General features: G+C 57.5%; 11 protein-coding genes. 5 read left to right on the top strand and 6 right to left on the bottom strand.

Annotation, left to right across the window (positions count from 1 at the left end; genetic code table 11):
• The first annotated feature begins 114 nt into the window (after positions 1-114).
• Both trpD and trpC read left to right on the top strand, forming a co-directional pair.
• Positions 115-1149 carry an anthranilate phosphoribosyltransferase gene (gene trpD, locus B4U49_RS04215; protein ID WP_078083330.1) on the top strand — a complete coding sequence of 345 codons (1035 nt, stop codon included), beginning with the start codon at positions 115-117 and terminating at the stop codon, positions 1147-1149.
• Positions 1150-1153: 4 nt separating this feature from the next.
• Positions 1154-1948: an indole-3-glycerol phosphate synthase TrpC gene (gene trpC, locus B4U49_RS04210; protein ID WP_078083328.1), complete on the top strand. Its 795-nt coding sequence runs from the start codon at positions 1154-1156 to the stop codon at positions 1946-1948.
• Between the two features lie 100 nt (positions 1949-2048).
• Here trpC and fghA read toward each other — a convergent pair whose 3' ends face one another.
• Both fghA and B4U49_RS04200 read right to left on the bottom strand, forming a co-directional pair.
• Entirely contained in the window at positions 2049-2888 is an 840-nt protein-coding gene (gene fghA, locus B4U49_RS04205) for an S-formylglutathione hydrolase (RefSeq protein ID WP_078083327.1), read from the bottom strand.
• A 13-nt stretch (positions 2889-2901) separates the two neighbouring features.
• Complete coding sequence (locus B4U49_RS04200) at positions 2902-4029, bottom strand: S-(hydroxymethyl)glutathione dehydrogenase/class III alcohol dehydrogenase (protein WP_078083326.1); 1128 nt, start codon at positions 4027-4029, stop codon at positions 2902-2904.
• Between the two features lie 167 nt (positions 4030-4196).
• Here B4U49_RS04200 and B4U49_RS04195 point away from each other — a divergent pair, with 167 nt between their 5' ends.
• Entirely contained in the window at positions 4197-5078 is an 882-nt protein-coding gene (locus tag B4U49_RS04195; protein ID WP_078083325.1) for a LysR family transcriptional regulator, read from the top strand.
• Between the two features lie 229 nt (positions 5079-5307).
• Positions 5308-7494 (top strand): M3 family metallopeptidase, encoded by a 2187-nt coding sequence (locus tag B4U49_RS04190; RefSeq protein WP_078083323.1) that lies wholly within the window; start codon positions 5308-5310, stop codon positions 7492-7494.
• A gap of 76 nt (positions 7495-7570) precedes the next feature.
• On the opposite strand, the gene B4U49_RS04185 is transcribed toward B4U49_RS04190, so the two are convergent.
• From B4U49_RS04185 to crp, 4 genes are all read right to left on the bottom strand, one after another.
• Positions 7571-9628 (bottom strand): transporter substrate-binding domain-containing protein, encoded by a 2058-nt coding sequence (locus B4U49_RS04185; RefSeq protein ID WP_158078554.1) that lies wholly within the window; start codon positions 9626-9628, stop codon positions 7571-7573.
• Positions 9629-9828: 200 nt separating this feature from the next.
• Positions 9829-11343, bottom strand: a complete 1515-nt coding sequence (locus tag B4U49_RS04180) for a tetratricopeptide repeat-containing sulfotransferase family protein (protein ID WP_420811460.1) — start codon at positions 11341-11343, stop codon at positions 9829-9831.
• Between the two features lie 135 nt (positions 11344-11478).
• On the bottom strand, positions 11479-13947 hold the full coding sequence (locus B4U49_RS04175) for a TonB-dependent receptor (RefSeq protein ID WP_078083319.1): 2469 nt from the start codon (positions 13945-13947) through the stop codon (positions 11479-11481).
• Between the two features lie 274 nt (positions 13948-14221).
• A complete protein-coding gene (gene crp / locus B4U49_RS04170) occupies positions 14222-14857 on the bottom strand; it encodes a cAMP-activated global transcriptional regulator CRP (protein ID WP_078083318.1) in 636 nt (211 codons plus the stop codon).
• Positions 14858-15179: 322 nt separating this feature from the next.
• On the opposite strand from crp, the gene B4U49_RS04165 reads away from it, so the two are divergent.
• Positions 15180-15587 carry an OsmC family protein gene (locus tag B4U49_RS04165; protein ID WP_181255622.1) on the top strand — a complete coding sequence of 136 codons (408 nt, stop codon included), beginning with the start codon at positions 15180-15182 and terminating at the stop codon, positions 15585-15587.
• Positions 15588-15627 lie beyond the last annotated feature (40 nt).

The raw sequence follows: 15627 nt of genomic DNA, 5'->3' as shown, positions 1-15627 counted from the left end.
TGTTTTAGAAGGTCTCGCAAACGGATCCCGGCATCAGCACCTTCGTATCGAAGCGCTGAGTAATTCCGGAGATCTGATATCCAACCTGATTAGGGATTTGGGGGAGGAATAATAATGAATATCCAGCAGGCCATCGGAAAATTGGTGGAGGGTGAACATCTCACCCGAAAAGAAATGCGCGGGGCCATGGGTCAGATCATGCGCGGGGAAGCGGACGATGCGCAGATTGGTGCATTTCTGGTCGCGCTGCGTATGGCCGGTGAATCCGTCGAGGAGATTACCGGTGCAGTGGAAGTGATGCGCGAGCTGGTCACCAAGGTCGAGGTAGACCTGACCAATGCCGTGGATATCGTCGGCACCGGTGGTGACGGCGCCAACCTGTTCAACGTCTCCAGTGCATCCAGTTTTGTCGCCGCCGCCGCTGGTGCGCGGGTCGCCAAGCATGGCAATCGCTCCGTCTCTTCCTCTTCCGGCGCCGCAGACCTGCTGGAGAAGGCCGGTATCTACCTGCCGTTGACCCCGGAGCAGGTTGCCCGCTGTATCGATGGGGTCGGGGTGGGTTTTATGTTCGCTCCCAGTTATCACAGTGCCATGCGCCACGCTATTGGCCCGCGCAAGGCGCTGGGGTTGCGCACCATCTTCAACCTGTTGGGACCGCTGACCAACCCCGCAGGGGTCAAGCGTCAGGTCATCGGTGTGTTTGATCCCCACTACTGCCGCATGCTGGCGGAAGTCCTGCAGACACTGGGTTCAGAGCACGTGCTGGTTCTGCACAGCGATGACGGCCTGGATGAAATCAGTCTCGCTGCGGAGACCTGCGGCTGGGAGCTGAAGAACGGTGAACTGGAAAAAGTGACCATCGCGCCGGAAGATTTCGGTATTGAACGCCAGAGCCTCGACGGACTGTGTGTGGACGGCTCCGAGGCGTCCCTCGCGCTGATCCGCGATGCCCTCGGCAAGCGCGAAACTGCCGCTGGTAGCAAGGCAGCTGATATCATTGCGCTTAATGCTGGCATGGCCATCTACGTGAGTGGCGTTGCCGGGAGCCGGGAAGAGGGGGTCAGCATGGCCCAGGACGCCATCTACAGTGGTCTCGCCGGAGAAAAAATAAACGAGCTGGCCGCCTTTACCAGTGCATTCAAAGAGTGAAGTAATGAATACACCAACAATTCTGAAGACCATCGTCGAGCGCAAATGGGAAGAAGTGGCCGAGCGCAAGCAGCTGGTCAGTCAGGATGAAATGCAGCAGCGCGCCCTGCAGCAGCCTCCCTGCCGCGGTTTTGTTAAGGCCATCGAAGCCAAGCGCGACGCCGGTGAGGCAGCGGTGATTGCCGAGATCAAGAAGGCATCTCCCAGCAAGGGTGTGATCCGAGAAGATTTTATCCCCGCGGAAATTGCCACCAGCTACGAAAAAGGCGGTGCCGCCTGTCTGTCGGTACTGACTGATGTGGACTTTTTCCAGGGCGCCGACGAGTACCTGCAACAGGCCCGCAATGCTGTGCGCCTGCCGGTGATTCGCAAGGATTTTATTGTCGATCCGTATCAGGTGTACGAGGCGCGCGCCATCGGCGCCGACTGTATCCTGCTGATTGCCGCCTGCCTGGACGATGCGCAGCTTACCAGCCTGAATGACCTGGCGCTGGAGCTGGGACTGGATGTTCTGGTTGAAGTGCACGATCGCCGAGAGCTGGAACGCGCGCTGAAACTGCCCAACCGCCTGATCGGTATCAATAACCGCAACCTGCACAATTTCGAGGTGCAGCTGGAGACTACCTTCAAGCTGCTGGACCTGATTCCCGCTGACCGTATCGTGGTCACCGAAAGCGGTATTCACACTACCGACGATGTGGCGGCGATGCGCGGCCACAATGTGGATACTTTCCTGGTGGGCGAGGCGTTTATGCGCGATCCGGAGCCGGGCCGTCGCCTGATGGAGCTGTTTAACTAGGTTTTTTAACCGCGGTTATTCGGGACAGCGACCATCGCTGCCACATAAAAAAACCGGGCAATCGCCCGGTTTTTTTATGTGGGTAGGGTCTGCTGAGAGGTCACAAACCCAGGTGCTCGGCATGGAAGCGCAGGTGCTCGCCGATAAAGCTGGCGATAAAGTAGTAGCTGTGGTCGTAGCCCTCGTGGCGTCGCAGTTGCAGCGGGAAGTCGCTGGCGGCGGCCGCCGCTTGGAGAGTTTCCGGTTTTAGCTGTTCGGCGAGGAAGTTGTCTGCCTCGCCCTGATCCACCAGCGCGGGCAGCTTGTGGCTCGCATGGCGCATCAGCAGGCTCCCGTCGTACTGGGCCCAGTCTGCGCCGTCATCGCCGAGGTAGGCGGTAAAGGCTTTCTGCCCCCAGGGACAATTGACCGGGTTGGCAATGGGACTGAATGCCGATACCGACTGAAACCGTTCCGGATTGCGCAGCGCCAGTACCAGCGCGCCGTGGCCCCCCATGGAGTGGCCGCTGATAGCGCGTTTGTCGCTGACCGGAAACAGGGATTCCACCAGTGCCGGAAGTTCGTTCAGCACGTAGTCGTACATGCGATAGTGGCGGCTCCACGGGTCTTGCGTCGCGTTGACGTAGAAGCCCGCCCCCTGGCCCAGGTCGTAACCAGCCTCATCGGCCACCCCTTCGCCCCGCGGGCTGGTATCCGGGGCCACGATTGCCATACCCAGCTCAGCGGCCACCTGCTGCGCACCGGCCTTCTGCATGAAGTTTTCATCGGTGCAGGTGAGACCGGACAGCCAGTAAAGAACCGGCACCTTGCGGTTACCTGCCGCCTGGGGCGGCAGGTAAATGGCGAAGCGCATATCGCAGTTGAGCACTTCCGAGCGGTGGCGGTACTGCTTGTGCCAGCCGCCGAAGCTCTTGTTGCTGCTCAGGTTTTCAATGGTCATCAGAGGGCTCCGATCATTTATCGAAATGGATCACGGAGCGGATGCTCTCGCCGCTATGCATCAGGTGGAAAGCCTCGTTGATCGCTTCCAGACCCATGGTGTGGGTGATGAAATCGTTCAGTTTGAATTCGCCCGCCAGGTAGCGCTCGACGTAGTCGGGCAGTTCGGAGCGTCCCTTCACGCCGCCAAAGGCGGTGCCTTTCCAGACCCGGCCGGTGACCAGCTGGAACGGGCGTGTGGAGATCTCCTGGCCGGCGCCGGCGACACCGATAATGATGGATTCACCCCAGCCCTTGTGGCAGCACTCCAGTGCAGAGCGCATCACGTCCACATTGCCGATGCACTCGAAGGAGTAGTCCACGCCGCCGTCGGTCAACTCGACGATCACTTCCTGGATCGGCTTGTCGTAGTTTTTCGGGTTAATACAGTCGGTGGCTCCCAGCTGACGGGCGAGGTCGAACTTGCTCTCGTTGATGTCGATGGCAATGATGCGTCCGGCCTTGGCCATGGCCGCGCCGATTACTGCAGACAGGCCGATACCACCGAGGCCGAAAATGGCCACGGTCGCACCTTCCTCCACCTTGGCGGTGTTCATCACCGCACCCATGCCGGTGGTGACGCCACAGCCCAGCAGGCAGACTTCTTCCAGTGGTGCGTCCTTGTTGACCTTGGCCAGGGAGATCTCCGGCAGCACGGTGTACTCGGAGAAGGTGGAGCAGCCCATGTAGTGGTAGATGGGCTGGCCGTCTTTGGAGAAGCGGGTGGTGCCGTCTGGCATCAGGCCCTTGCCCTGGGTGTCGCGGATCTTGCCGCACAGGTTGGTCTTGCCGGAGAGGCAGAATTTGCACTCGCCACACTCAGGCGTGTACAGCGGAATCACGTGGTCACCCACCGCAACGCTGGTCACTCCTTCGCCCACGGACTCCACAATACCGCCACCCTCGTGGCCGAGAATCGCCGGGAAGATTCCCTCCGGGTCATCCCCGGACAGGGTGAACGCATCGGTGTGACAAACGCCGGAGGCGATCACGCGGATACGTACCTCGCCCGCTTGCGGCGGCATTACGTCAACTTCTTCAATAGACAGCGGCTTGCCCGGGCCCCAGGCCACGGCGGCTCTGGATTTGATGGTCTCGGTCATGTGGGACTCCTGATTGATCGAGTGATGCGCGAGGCGGCGATCTGCCACCAGATTGGGGCGCAGTCTATCTGTTTCTGTTTTGCGTATAATGCCTGTTTTATGAAAATCATTTTTTCATGATGGTAATAATCTGGATCTGGTGACTGCGCAGTACCTGAGAGGCAAATATGGGCAAATGGGAAGGCGTGAGCGAATTTGTTGCCGTGGCTGAGGCCGGCAGCTTTACCGGCGCGGCGCGCAAGCTGGGTATCTCCACCGCCCAGGTAAGTCGGCAGGTGAGTGCGCTGGAGGCGAGGTTGTCCACCAAGCTGCTGTACCGAACCACCCGCAAGGTATCGGTCACGGAGGTGGGGACGGTGTACTACCAGCACTGTCGCCAGGTACTGGACGGGCTTGCGGAAGCCGAGCGCGCGGTAACCGACCTGCAGCAGGTGCCTCGGGGCCGGCTGCGGCTAACGGCGCCGGTCACTTATGGCGAGACCACCCTGGCGCCATTGGTGAATGACTTTGCCCTGCGCTATCCGGAGTTGCAGGTGGAAATGGAGCTGACCAACCAAAAGTTGGACCTGGTGGCGGAGGGCTACGATCTCGCCATCCGCCTGGGCCAGCTGACGGATTCCAGCATGATGGCACGGCGGCTGGGCTCGCGCACTCTGCATGTCTGCGCCTCCCCCGGTTACCTGTCCTCCCATGGTGAACCTCACAGCCTGTCAGAGTTGGCGCGACACAATTGCCTGCCGGGCACCCTGGACTACTGGCGTTTCCGCGAGCAGGGGCGCTCGCGCAATATCCGGGTGAACGGTAGTTTCCGCTGCAACAGCGGCCGTGCGCTGGTGGATGCGGCGGTGAAAGGGATCGGCATCGTACAGTTGCCGGATTACTACGTGGATGAATATCTGCAGGGAGGGCAGCTGGTGTCGCTGCTGGAGCACTACCGGGAGCGGGATGACGGTATCTGGGGTATCTACCCGCACAACCGGCACCTTTCCCCCAAGGTGAGTATGCTGTTGGATTTTCTCGACGAGTTTATCGATGAAGTTGCAGGTTAGTGACGTGCTGGTGTGCATATTGCACAGGTAGCGGCGGGCCAATGGGATGAATGGTTGTGCCACCGGGATAAGCCACATACTGGTGAATTCCCAGTCAGCCATGAAATGATATATTGGCGCGTAAGACAACTTAGCTGGTGCCGATATCTGCAGTGCGGCGGTAGCGCTGACCCGCGATACCTGAGCAAAACATTGGCACCGATACCAGAAGTACTCATCGGAGAATGCAATGCGCAAATCCCTGCTCGCGGTAGCCATCGTGGCTGTTGCTGCCTGTTCCGAGGCACCCAAGCCGGACGCAAACAAGTCCGTACAATCCGCTGAAGTGGAAAAGTCACAGGTGGCGGGCGACCTGGCCACACCGGCCGCGCAGAAGAACCCCCTGCTTAGCCCAAGCAGCCTGCAGTACCAGGCGCCGGACTTCAGCCAGATCGAGGATACGCATTTCGAGCCCGCGTTCGAGCAGGGCATGAAAGAGCACCTGCAGGAAATCCAGGCCATTGCCAATAACCCGGAACCGGCCAGCTTCAACAACACCATCGTGGCGATGGAACAGTCCGGCTCCCTGCTGACCCGGGTGTCGCGCATCTTTTTCAATCTGGTTGGCAGCGACAGCAATGAAGCTCGCCGCGCTCTGCAAAGCAAGCTGGCCCCGAAACTGGCCGCGCACTCCGACAGCATTTACCTGGATGCGAACCTGTTTGCCCGTGTCGAAGCGCTCTACAACCAGCGCGTCGAGAAAGAGCTGGATGCGGAATCCGCGCGCCTGCTGGAAAACACCTACGAGAAGTTCGTCAAAGCGGGTGCCAAGCTGTCCGAGGAGCAGAAGGTTACCCTGCGTGCGCTGAACGAAGAGCACTCCACACTCACCACCAAGTTCAGCCAGAATCTGCTGAAACTCAGCAAAGAGATTGCCGTGGTGGTCGACGAGAAGAGCGAGCTGGATGGCCTGTCCGACAGCCAGGTCAAAGCTGCCGCCGAGGCCGCCGCTGCTGCCGGTCACGAAGGCAAGTATCTGATCAGTATTACCAACACCACACGCCAGCCGGTGCTTACCTCCTTGAAAAACCGCGAGTTGCGCCAGCGAGTTTGGGAAGCCTCCGCGCACCGCGGCACTTCCGGTGAACTGGATAACCGCCCGCTGGTAAAACGTTTGGTGCAGATCCGTGCGCAGAAGGCCGACCTACTGGGCTACGGCAACTGGGCCGAATATCAGCTCACCAGCACCATGGCGGAAAAGCCAGAAAACGTATTCAGCATGCTGAACTCCATGGTGCCGGCGGTAGTAAACAACACCAAGGCGGAGCAGGCCGATATCCAGGCCATGATTGAAGCGGAAGGTGGCAATTTCGAAGTACAGCCCTGGGACTGGGCCTACTACGCGGAAAAAGTGCGCCAGGCAAAATACGAACTGGATGAGAGCCAAGTGCGCGAGTACTTCGAGTTCAACCGCGTTCTGAAAGACGGTCTCTTCTACACCATGAACCGTCTGTACGGCATCACCTTCAAGCCGCGCCAGGACCTGCCGGTATACCACCCGGACGTGCAGGCATTCGAGCTGTTTGATCACGACGGCGAAAGCCTGGCGATCTTCTACGCGGACTACTTCGCCCGTGAAGGCAAGCGCGGTGGTGCCTGGATGAGTTCCTTTGTGGGGCAGTCCGAACTGCTGGAGCAGAAGCCGGTGGTGGTGAATGTCATGAACATCCCGAAAGGTCCGGAAGGTGAGGCGACTCTGGTGAGCTTCGACCACGTGACCACCATGTTCCACGAACTGGGTCACGGCCTGCACGGCATGCTATCCAGCGTGCACTATCCGAGCCTTGCGGGCACTGCGGTTTCCCGCGACTTTGTAGAATTTCCGTCCACCTTCGAAGAGGACTGGGCGAGCCATCCGGAAGTGCTGGCGAACTACGCTTACCACTACAAAACCGGTGAAGCCATTCCCGAAGAGTTGCTGGCAAAAGTGCTGAAAGCCAAGAACTTCAATATGGGTTTCGACACCCTGGAGTACATGTCTGCGGCGCTGCTCGATATGGAGTGGCACTCCCTTCCCGCCAATGCCGATCAGCAGGATGTGGAGAAGTTTGAAGCCCAAGCACTGGCCAAACACGGCGTTGACCTGGCTGCGGTACCGCCGCGTTACAAGTCCACCTATTTTGCCCACTCCATCGGTGGTGGTTACTCCGCCGGTTATTACGCCTACATGTGGAGTGAAATCCTGGCCGCGGATGCCTTTGCCTACCTGCGCGAGCGCGGTGGCCTGACCCGCAAGAACGGCGACCTGTATCGCAAGAACATCCTGGAGGTGGGTAACTCCCGCGCGCCGATGGAGTCTTACGTCAAGTTCCGTGGCAAGGAGCCAACTACCGACGCGCTGCTGATCCGACGCGGCCTCAACCCTGAAAAAGGGTAACCGTTGAGACAGGCCGCATATGGACGTGCGGCCTGCAACAACTCCCGTCTCTCCAATCAGCGTCGGCACAACCGCGTTATTCGCCCGCTGGGATTGGGGCAAAGCGCAATAGTTCCGAAGGTTCCGCGCCGGCAACATTCGTGTACGCGCGGTACAAGTGACTGATTTTCCGCACATACTGCACGGGTTCCGCGCCGCGCACATATCCGTAACGAGCATTGGAGAAGTATTTGGGCTCGGCGAGTTTTAACATCGCCACTTCGACATTGCCAAACCAGGTGTTCGGGTTCAGGCCCAGGTCCTTAGCGAGTTTGCGGGCGTCCAGCAGATGACCGTAGCCAGCATTGTAAGAGGCCAGGGTAAACCACAGCTTGTCTACCGTGGGCAAGGTGGGCTCAAGTCGGTCGCGAATCCAGTTCAGGTATTTGATACCGGCCTGGATGTTGCGCTCCGGTTCAAACAGCGGCGGTGGATATCCCATTTCTTCCCCGGTCAGCGGCATTACCTGCATCAGCCCCTGTGCGCCGACGGGCGAAGTTGCCTTGGGATTGAAGTTGCTCTCCTGCCACATCTGCGCGGTAACCAGGCGCCAGTCGAAGTCGTAAACCAGGGAGTGGCCTTTTACCAGTTTGTCGAAAGGTGACAGATCCTCGCCGGGAATAACCCGCGCGGTTACCCGCTGGGTGAACCGCTTGTTGGGCTCGAAGTAGGCGGCAATTTTCTGCTTGTACTGTTTGCTCTTGCGGTAGTCGATGATGAACGCATCGAGTTTCTTCTTCAGCTCCCGGTTCTGTGGCATCAGCATCCATCCCTGGCGACGGGGATCGCTCACCAGAGTACCCGGCTGCAGCTCGGGTTGCAGTGACGCCGCCATCAATACATCGTCTTTGTCGACAATGGTGGCATCCAGTTCGCCGTCGGCGATTTTATTGATGATTTCCGCAATAGCGACGTCCGGCGGTGCCACTTCCACCTCTACATCGATACCGCTGTTCTTAATTGCGCGGGCGGTGGCTATAAATGGCGAGTAGGCACGGAGTGTCAGTTTGCGACCTGCCAGGTCCTGTACCCGGGCAATTTCAGGTTTCCTGTTGCTGCTGACCACCTGTTCCGGTGTCTCACGGTAGGAAGTGGTAAACACGATGCCCTGATCGATACGCTCCTGGGTAATATTTTTGACCGCTCCGGCAAAATCGCCGCGCCCCGCCTTTAGCCACTCAATCAATTTTTCATCGTAGGGAACCACGGTGATCTGCAGCTGCAGATCGTGTTTGTCGGCAAATGCCTTGGCCAGATCGTAGTCAAAACCCATCAGTACGCCCTTCCACAGGTAGTAGACGGAGGGACGGTTGTAGGTCAGGAAGCGGATAACGCCGGATTGCTTGATTGTCTGCCAGTCGGCAATGCGATCATCGGGGGGGCTGACCAGGTTTCGAGTGAGAAAATTATTCACCGTGGTGAGCAGTTTTTTCGAATCCTTGCGGATGGCCCAGGCGATATTTTCACTGGGAGAAACCTCAGCGCCGATACGGACATCATCGCGGTAGCTATGCATGTTCTCGGCAATATAGTTATCCAGAATTGCCACCCGGTTGGTTTTTTCGTTCAGCAGCTCAACCAGGGCATCGCGGTTTTCGTAGACCACTTCGTTCAGGATGGTCAGATTTGCTTGGGGATATTCGTCGAGCAAGCGCTTTGCCGTATCTACGTACGTCGACCCGGTTTGCGCGATGATCTCGACATCTTTCAATTTCGCGGGATCACTGATATCCGGCCCATTGACACTGGTCACCAGCTTGTGTCGCGCCTGCATCAGGGGCACGGTGAAATCGACGAGTACCCGGCGGGCTTGGTTATCGGTCAGGGTGTAGGCCGCAATATCCGCTCTGCCATCGTGCACCATTTCAATGGCCTGCTGGGGTGTGTCCGCGCGCAGCCATACCGCTTCCAGTTTGAGTTTTGCGGCGAGTTTGTTCGCGAGATCGAGGCTTCGTAGGGTGACAATACTGTCGCGGGGGAGCAGATCTTCCCGGGGGCCGGAAAGGTTTACTAAACGCAGGACGCCATGCTTTTTGATGGCCTCGAGGTCGCCTGTCTCTAAGTAGTTTGTGAATGGAGCTGGCTCACGAGGCACGGTTTCTCTGTTTAACTCTGGCTCGCTACAGGCGGTGAGCAGAAGGAGTATTGTTACTGTGAAAAACCAAAAACCACTGACGAGTCGAGCAGCTCCCAAATGCTTCTGCATGGAACTACCTCATATTGTCCCGTCAATACTAGTGTCGAATCCTACCGTTCCCTCTCTATCGGATTTCTGCTGGACAGGCGGAATTCCGACTAGATCATTCCCGCTATATCGAATATTTCGATGGCTGGAGTCAGTTCCTTTTCATACTTTCTCCACCGCTCGACGGCATCCCGATAGATCGGTTGCCGTATCTGAACACTACTGGCGGTGGAAACAGCATTTTCAGAGCGGTGAAAGTTCAGGCAGCCCTGCTCCCAGGGCAAGTCGAGAAATTGCATCATTGCCCGGGCTTCCTGTTCCGGATTTTCAATGAGCTTTTCATAGTTCACTGTGTAAATTTTGTTACCGTATATCGCTCCCCAGTGTTCCATCAAATCCCGATAAGCACAGATGTAACGCGCAGTATCAGTCAGGCTGTAATGATAGTGGTAGTAGCGGAAATTGAAGGAGAAAAGCTGGCGGTAGTTGCTCAGGCAGACATCGAGCGGATGCCGCTCGAGTGTCACTATTTTGGCTTTTGGCAAGCTGCGTAAAATAAACCCGAGATAGAGGAAATTCATCGGCAGCTTGTCAATCATTCGGGCGCTGGTTTTCCCCCTATCCCGACAGCGTTCCAGGTAGTCGTTGCCAATTTTTTCCGGGGCTGCGAGCAACGCTGAGGATATTACTTCCGGGGAAAGTGTATGCGGGCTGGAAGTGGCGGAATGTTGCTTGAGGATAAGCGGAAACTCATGCAGCTCGCCCAGAGTCGTCGCCTGGGAATGGCTGGCAACAATCTGCTCCACCAGTGTGGTGCCTGAGCGCGGCATGCCGAGGATAAAGACAGACCCGGCTCCCAGATCATTATCTGTTTCGCTTGTGGAAGCCGTTGGAAACGCCGACTTTATAGCTGAAAAAAGTTCGGCATCCTGTGCATAGGTGTAGCCCGCCTTTTGCTGATAGCGGCTTTTAGCCTCGGCCAGGATAGAAAATGCATCACGGTATTTTCCGCTTTGTTCGTAGTTCCTGGCCAGGGCGTGACTCAGATAGAGCTGGTCCTCGGCACTCAGTCCGGGTTTCTTCAGCGCTCTCTGTAATGTATCTCGGTTATCGGTATTGCCAGAGTTTTTTTCCAGCTCCGACAGGGCCCAGCGGGCGCGTGCAAAGTCCGGTTTTAGTTCGATGGATTTTCTATACGCACTGCGCGCGGCGTCCTGATTGCCAAGGAATTGCTCGGCAGATCCCAGGTTGAACTGAAACTGGGTATTGTCCGGTGACAATGCAACCGCCTGTCGCAGCGGTGTTATGGCTTTCCTATGTTCATCGAATTTGGCGTAGACCACGCCCAGGGTATCGAGTATCAGCGCCCGTTGCGGCTTTTCTGCCATGGCCGCATCTGCCGCCTGAATCGCCGGCGCATAGCGGTTTAGCTGCGCGCAATAGCGCGCTTTCTGGCTCAGGTATTCCGTGTTGCGCGGTGCTTTATGCAGGGCGCGCTCGATCATCTCCAGTGCTTTATTTAGCTGTCCGGCGGCGGCAGCGGCAATACTGATCAGGAACCAGGCATCGCTGTGTCCGGGCTCCCGCTGCAAAATCTCGCGGCAGCACTGGTGCAGGCTGCGCATATCACCCCGGTTGAGCGCTTGAGTGGCGGCAGCGTGCAGCTGCTTTATTGTCGGTGTCTGCATAAATTCAGGGCCAAATAAAAAAGCCGGTCCGGGACAGTGTATCCCAGACCGGCTTTGTGTGAGTGCGCCGAATCAGAAGCTGTAGGTGAATCGGGCACCGATCGTGCGCGGGGTACCTACATACTGGCCGTAGGAGCGCTGGGTAAAGCCGTTGCCCCACCCGATACCCGGACCATTGTTTTCATCCACCAGATTGCGGCGGCTAGTACGGGTACCGGTAATGTAGTACTTGTCCCACAGGTTGTCGGCAAAGGCCTGCACCGTCCAGTTGTCCATGGTCAGGGTTGCGGACAGGTGATGTACAGCGTAACCCGGGATGGCTTCGCCACCGCGGTCGCCTGCGGTGATGCTGCCATCCTCTTCGACGATATACAGCGGATCTTCAGGTCCGCCCACCATGTTGTAGACATCGCTGGCGAACACCAGGCCGTAGTTCAGTGCCAGGTCGTAGTTACCCATCACCGTGGTCGCATAATTCAGGTTAAGCGATCCCTGGTGTTGCGCATGGCCGGGCAGGCGCGCTCCCGCATAGACGTCGAAGGGGCCGACCAGGCCGGGTGCATCTTCGGTCAGTTCCGCATCGGTATAGGCGTAGGTAAGGGCCAAATCCAGATTGTCGCTAATCAACCAGCTGCCCTGAAGTTCGAAGCCTTGGCTCACCGCGGCACTGCCGTTACCGGTGATCGGCAGTGAGCCGTTAGCGGTAGTGGTCGCAACCTGCAGGTCGGTCCAGTCGATATAGTAGAGCGCGGTGCTCACCGACAGACGCTCGCCAACCAGGCCCTTGTAGCCGATTTCGTAGTTATCGATCTGGTCCGGGTTGATCAACACTTCGTCGGGCAGTGCGCACAGCTGCTGGTTGTCGCTGGCAATTTGCTCGGCGGTACATTGAGGAACCGAGTTCACGCCGCCGTTGCGGTAACCCTGCGAGTAAGTGAAATAGACCATGCCGTTGTCGACAACATCCCACGCCACATTGAGCTTGAACAGGTCGCCGTCGTCCTCGCCCTGGTTGGTACCGAGGTCTACATTAATGGCATCCTGCGGCTCGCCGAGAAACACCGTTTCAAATAATGGCAACCCGAAACCGCCGGTGATGTCGGTTTCAAACTTGTAGCGCCGGTAGCCGCCGGTTACCGCCAGAGTGTCGGTGATGTTGTAGGTCAGCTCGCCATAGAAAGCCGATTCTTTTTCATTGATATCTGTGAGCTGGATATATTCCAGGCTGTCCGGGCGCAGCTGTACGCCGTCCCAGTTGTCGACTACGAACTGGTCGAAGTAGGGCGTGAACTCCTCGCTGATGGCATCGGAGACATACTTGTTCTGGAAGTAGCCAGCTACCCACTTGAATGGGCCTTCATGCTGGGAAGACATACGCAATTCTAAGGTGTCGGATTTGTCTTTTACTTCTTCCCGGGTATAGGCGGAGAAGGAGGGGAAAGAGTCGTAGCCGTAATCGAGGTCCAGCAGCAGGTCAGTCTGGTCGCGTTGCCCCAGCTCATCGTATTCGGACTGGCCGTACACCATGGTGGCCTGAGCAAAACCAAGGTCGCCGATCAGTTCCAGGCTGGTGAGTTTGTTGGTGTAGTGGTTGGGCTCTTCGTAGCGCATGCCCGATTCATAAGGCCCGGTACCAAAGGAAAGCTGGTTAGCCAGCTGGCGCCCTTCGGCCTTGGTGTCCTGATAGTAGTGCCACAGGTTGGCTTCCAGCCAGTCAGTGGCGAGCCAGCGAACATTCACGCGTCCAGATTTCGTGTCTTCACCGTTTGCGTCTTTCACTCGGCGCAAATTCGCGGCGACGTCATCAGGGTTACTGAAATCCGGATCCGGGTTGGATACACCGGATTCCCGCACCACGTAGTTGTAGTCAATGAAGCCTGGGTCCTGGATGCTGTCGGCGTTCACGCGTACAGCCAGGGTATCGGTGATGGCGAAGTTCAGGGTGGCGCCGTATTCCTGACCCAGACCGGAGCTCTCGCTATTGCTGCTGGCGTTGCCGCGGAACTTGGCGCTGAATCCGGAAGGGTCCGCCTTTGCAGGAATGTAGCGGATGGCTCCGCCCATAGTACCTTGGCCATACAGGGTGCCCTGGGGGCCGATGAGCACTTCTACACGTTCAAGGTCGATGGGCTTGAGGTCTACCTGCAGGGGAATATCTCCCAGGTATGTTGCGACCGTGCTGCTGCTGAAACCCGGGCCCAGGCCGCCGGTGTTGAGGCCGCGTACCAGCACATCTGGAGACTCGTCGCGTGGGCCGCGATCGACCACGGTCAGTCCGGGTGTGTAGTAGGCGATCTTGGCGATACTGTCGAGACGCAGGTCTTCGATTTTTTCAGCGCCCACGGCAGAGATGTTGATGGGGATATCCATCACATTTTCTTCACGGCGCGAGCCGGTAACGACCACTTCTTCAAATACCGGTTTGCTTTGTGCGTCTCCTTGCTGCGCACTGGCAAGTTGCGGTGCCGGCAGTGCGGCGCAGGAAATGGCCAGGGCCAGATGGGATTTTTTCAGCCCGCGATAATGGTTGTTGCCTCTCATGTGGTCTCCCTAAGACTGATTTTGTTTATGTTGAGATGACTGCAACCAAAGTATCAGTAGTCGGGAGAATATACTGCTAAATACCGATTGTAAGCAGAGAATAATTTTGCATGAGTGGCTTGTTGTGGTGCATTGTCCGGCTGATCGCGATTTTCTTGCGCCAAGGTGGTGCGTTGCCGGTGAAGAATGTGGGACGACTGTCCTTTCTATTGAGTGGGCACAAAAAAACCGGGCGCAGTGCCCGGTTTTTTCTGTACTGGTAAGGGGGGAGCCGCTAGCGCGTTCCGTAGACCACCATGGTTTTCCCCTTCACCGATACCAGACCCTGCTCTTCCAGGGTCTTCAGCACCCGGCCAACCATCTCGCGGGAGCAGCCGACGATACGGCCGATTTCCTGGCGGGTGATTTTGATCTGCATGCCTTCCGGGTGGGTCATGGCATCCGGCTCGTTGCACAGGTCGAGCAGGGTGCGGGCCACGCGCCCGGTTACGTCCAGGAACGCCAGATCACCGACCTTGCGGGTGGTGTTGCGCAGGCGCACGGCCATCTGGGTGGCCAGGTTGAACAGGAACTCCGGATGTTGACGGGTCAGCTCCTGAAATTTGGTATAGGAGATCTCCGCTACCTCACACTCGGTTTTGGTGCGTACCCAGGCGCTGCGGGTGTCCTGGTCGAACAGGCCCATTTCGCCGAAGAAGTCGCCGTCGTTCAGGTACGCGACGATCATTTCACGGCCTTCGTCGTCTTCGATCAGTACGGTTACCGAACCGCGCATGATGAAATAAAGGGACTCGCAGCGGTCACCGGCATAGATGATGGTGCTCTTTGCCGGGTAGCGGCGGCGGTGGCAATGGGCGAGGAAGTCTTCGATGTTGCCAGTAGAAAGGGTTTCTTCGGTAGCGACCGTCACGGATCTACTCCTTTATCTAGAATTTTTGTGCCTGATCCCGGGTAAGAGGACGATTATCCCGCTAAAACACCGGTGCCGACAGGGGCAGAGCGCGGCAATGCTTCGCAATGTGATCTGGGCCACTGTTTGCGAAGGACTGGGATAGGGTGTTGTTTATAGCGGTTGTGGACAGCGCTGACAACCGCTGTTAGTGAAGGCTTACTTATGGCTGGATGCGAGTTGTGGGGCATTTGGGAATTTCCCTGCTGCGGAAATCGCGGTCCCTTGTGATAAGCTCCCGGCCCGCGTCAATTATGAAGGAGAATGTTCCATGGCAGGCGTTATGCAGGGTCAGGTGACCTGGGTAAACGGGGTCACTTTTGTCGGTGAATCTGGCAGTGGTAATTCGGTAGTGATGGAAGGTGGCCAGAAGAACAACGGTATCCGCCCGATGGAGATGATTCTGCTGGGTGTGGGTGGCTGTGCCTCATATGATGTGGTGGGTATTCTGCAGAAGACCCGTCAGGACGTGGTGAGCTGTCATGTAGAACTCAAGGGTCACCGCCCCGATGCGGTGCCAGCGCCATTCGAGAAAATCGAGATGGAATTTGTAGTGCGCGGGCGGGACATCAAAGAGAAGCACGTGGCCAAGGCGGTTGAGCTGTCGGCTGAAAAGTACTGTTCGGCTTCTATCATGCTTGGCAAGGCCGGCGTGGAAATCGTGCATACCTACCGGATTGAAGAAGCCTGAGGGCTTGCGAGTGATACAGAATAAAAAGGGGAGCCAATTG

The organism is Microbulbifer mangrovi (assembly GCF_002009015.1).
GTDB classification, from domain to species: domain Bacteria; phylum Pseudomonadota; class Gammaproteobacteria; order Pseudomonadales; family Cellvibrionaceae; genus Microbulbifer; species Microbulbifer mangrovi.
The sequence above is the reverse complement of the archived record's forward strand: the minus strand, read 5'-3'. Positions and strand labels throughout refer to the sequence as shown.

What these genes read in the sequence shown, in the direction of transcription:
- trpD (WP_078083330.1), top strand. Translation starts at nt 115, where the DNA reads ATGAATATCCAGCAGGCCATCGGAAAATTGGTGGAGGGTGAACATCTC.
- trpC (WP_078083328.1), top strand. Translation starts at nt 1,154, where the DNA reads ATGAATACACCAACAATTCTGAAGACCATCGTCGAGCGCAAATGGGAA.
- fghA (WP_078083327.1), bottom strand. Translation starts at nt 2,888, where the DNA reads ATGACCATTGAAAACCTGAGCAGCAACAAGAGCTTCGGCGGCTGGCAC.
- B4U49_RS04200 (WP_078083326.1), bottom strand. Translation starts at nt 4,029, where the DNA reads ATGACCGAGACCATCAAATCCAGAGCCGCCGTGGCCTGGGGCCCGGGC.
- B4U49_RS04195 (WP_078083325.1), top strand. Translation starts at nt 4,197, where the DNA reads ATGGGCAAATGGGAAGGCGTGAGCGAATTTGTTGCCGTGGCTGAGGCC.
- B4U49_RS04190 (WP_078083323.1), top strand. Translation starts at nt 5,308, where the DNA reads ATGCGCAAATCCCTGCTCGCGGTAGCCATCGTGGCTGTTGCTGCCTGT.
- B4U49_RS04180 (WP_420811460.1), bottom strand. Translation starts at nt 11,343, where the DNA reads ATGCGCAGCCTGCACCAGTGCTGCCGCGAGATTTTGCAGCGGGAGCCC.
- B4U49_RS04175 (WP_078083319.1), bottom strand. Translation starts at nt 13,947, where the DNA reads ATGAGAGGCAACAACCATTATCGCGGGCTGAAAAAATCCCATCTGGCC.
- B4U49_RS04165 (WP_181255622.1), top strand. Translation starts at nt 15,180, where the DNA reads ATGCAGGGTCAGGTGACCTGGGTAAACGGGGTCACTTTTGTCGGTGAA.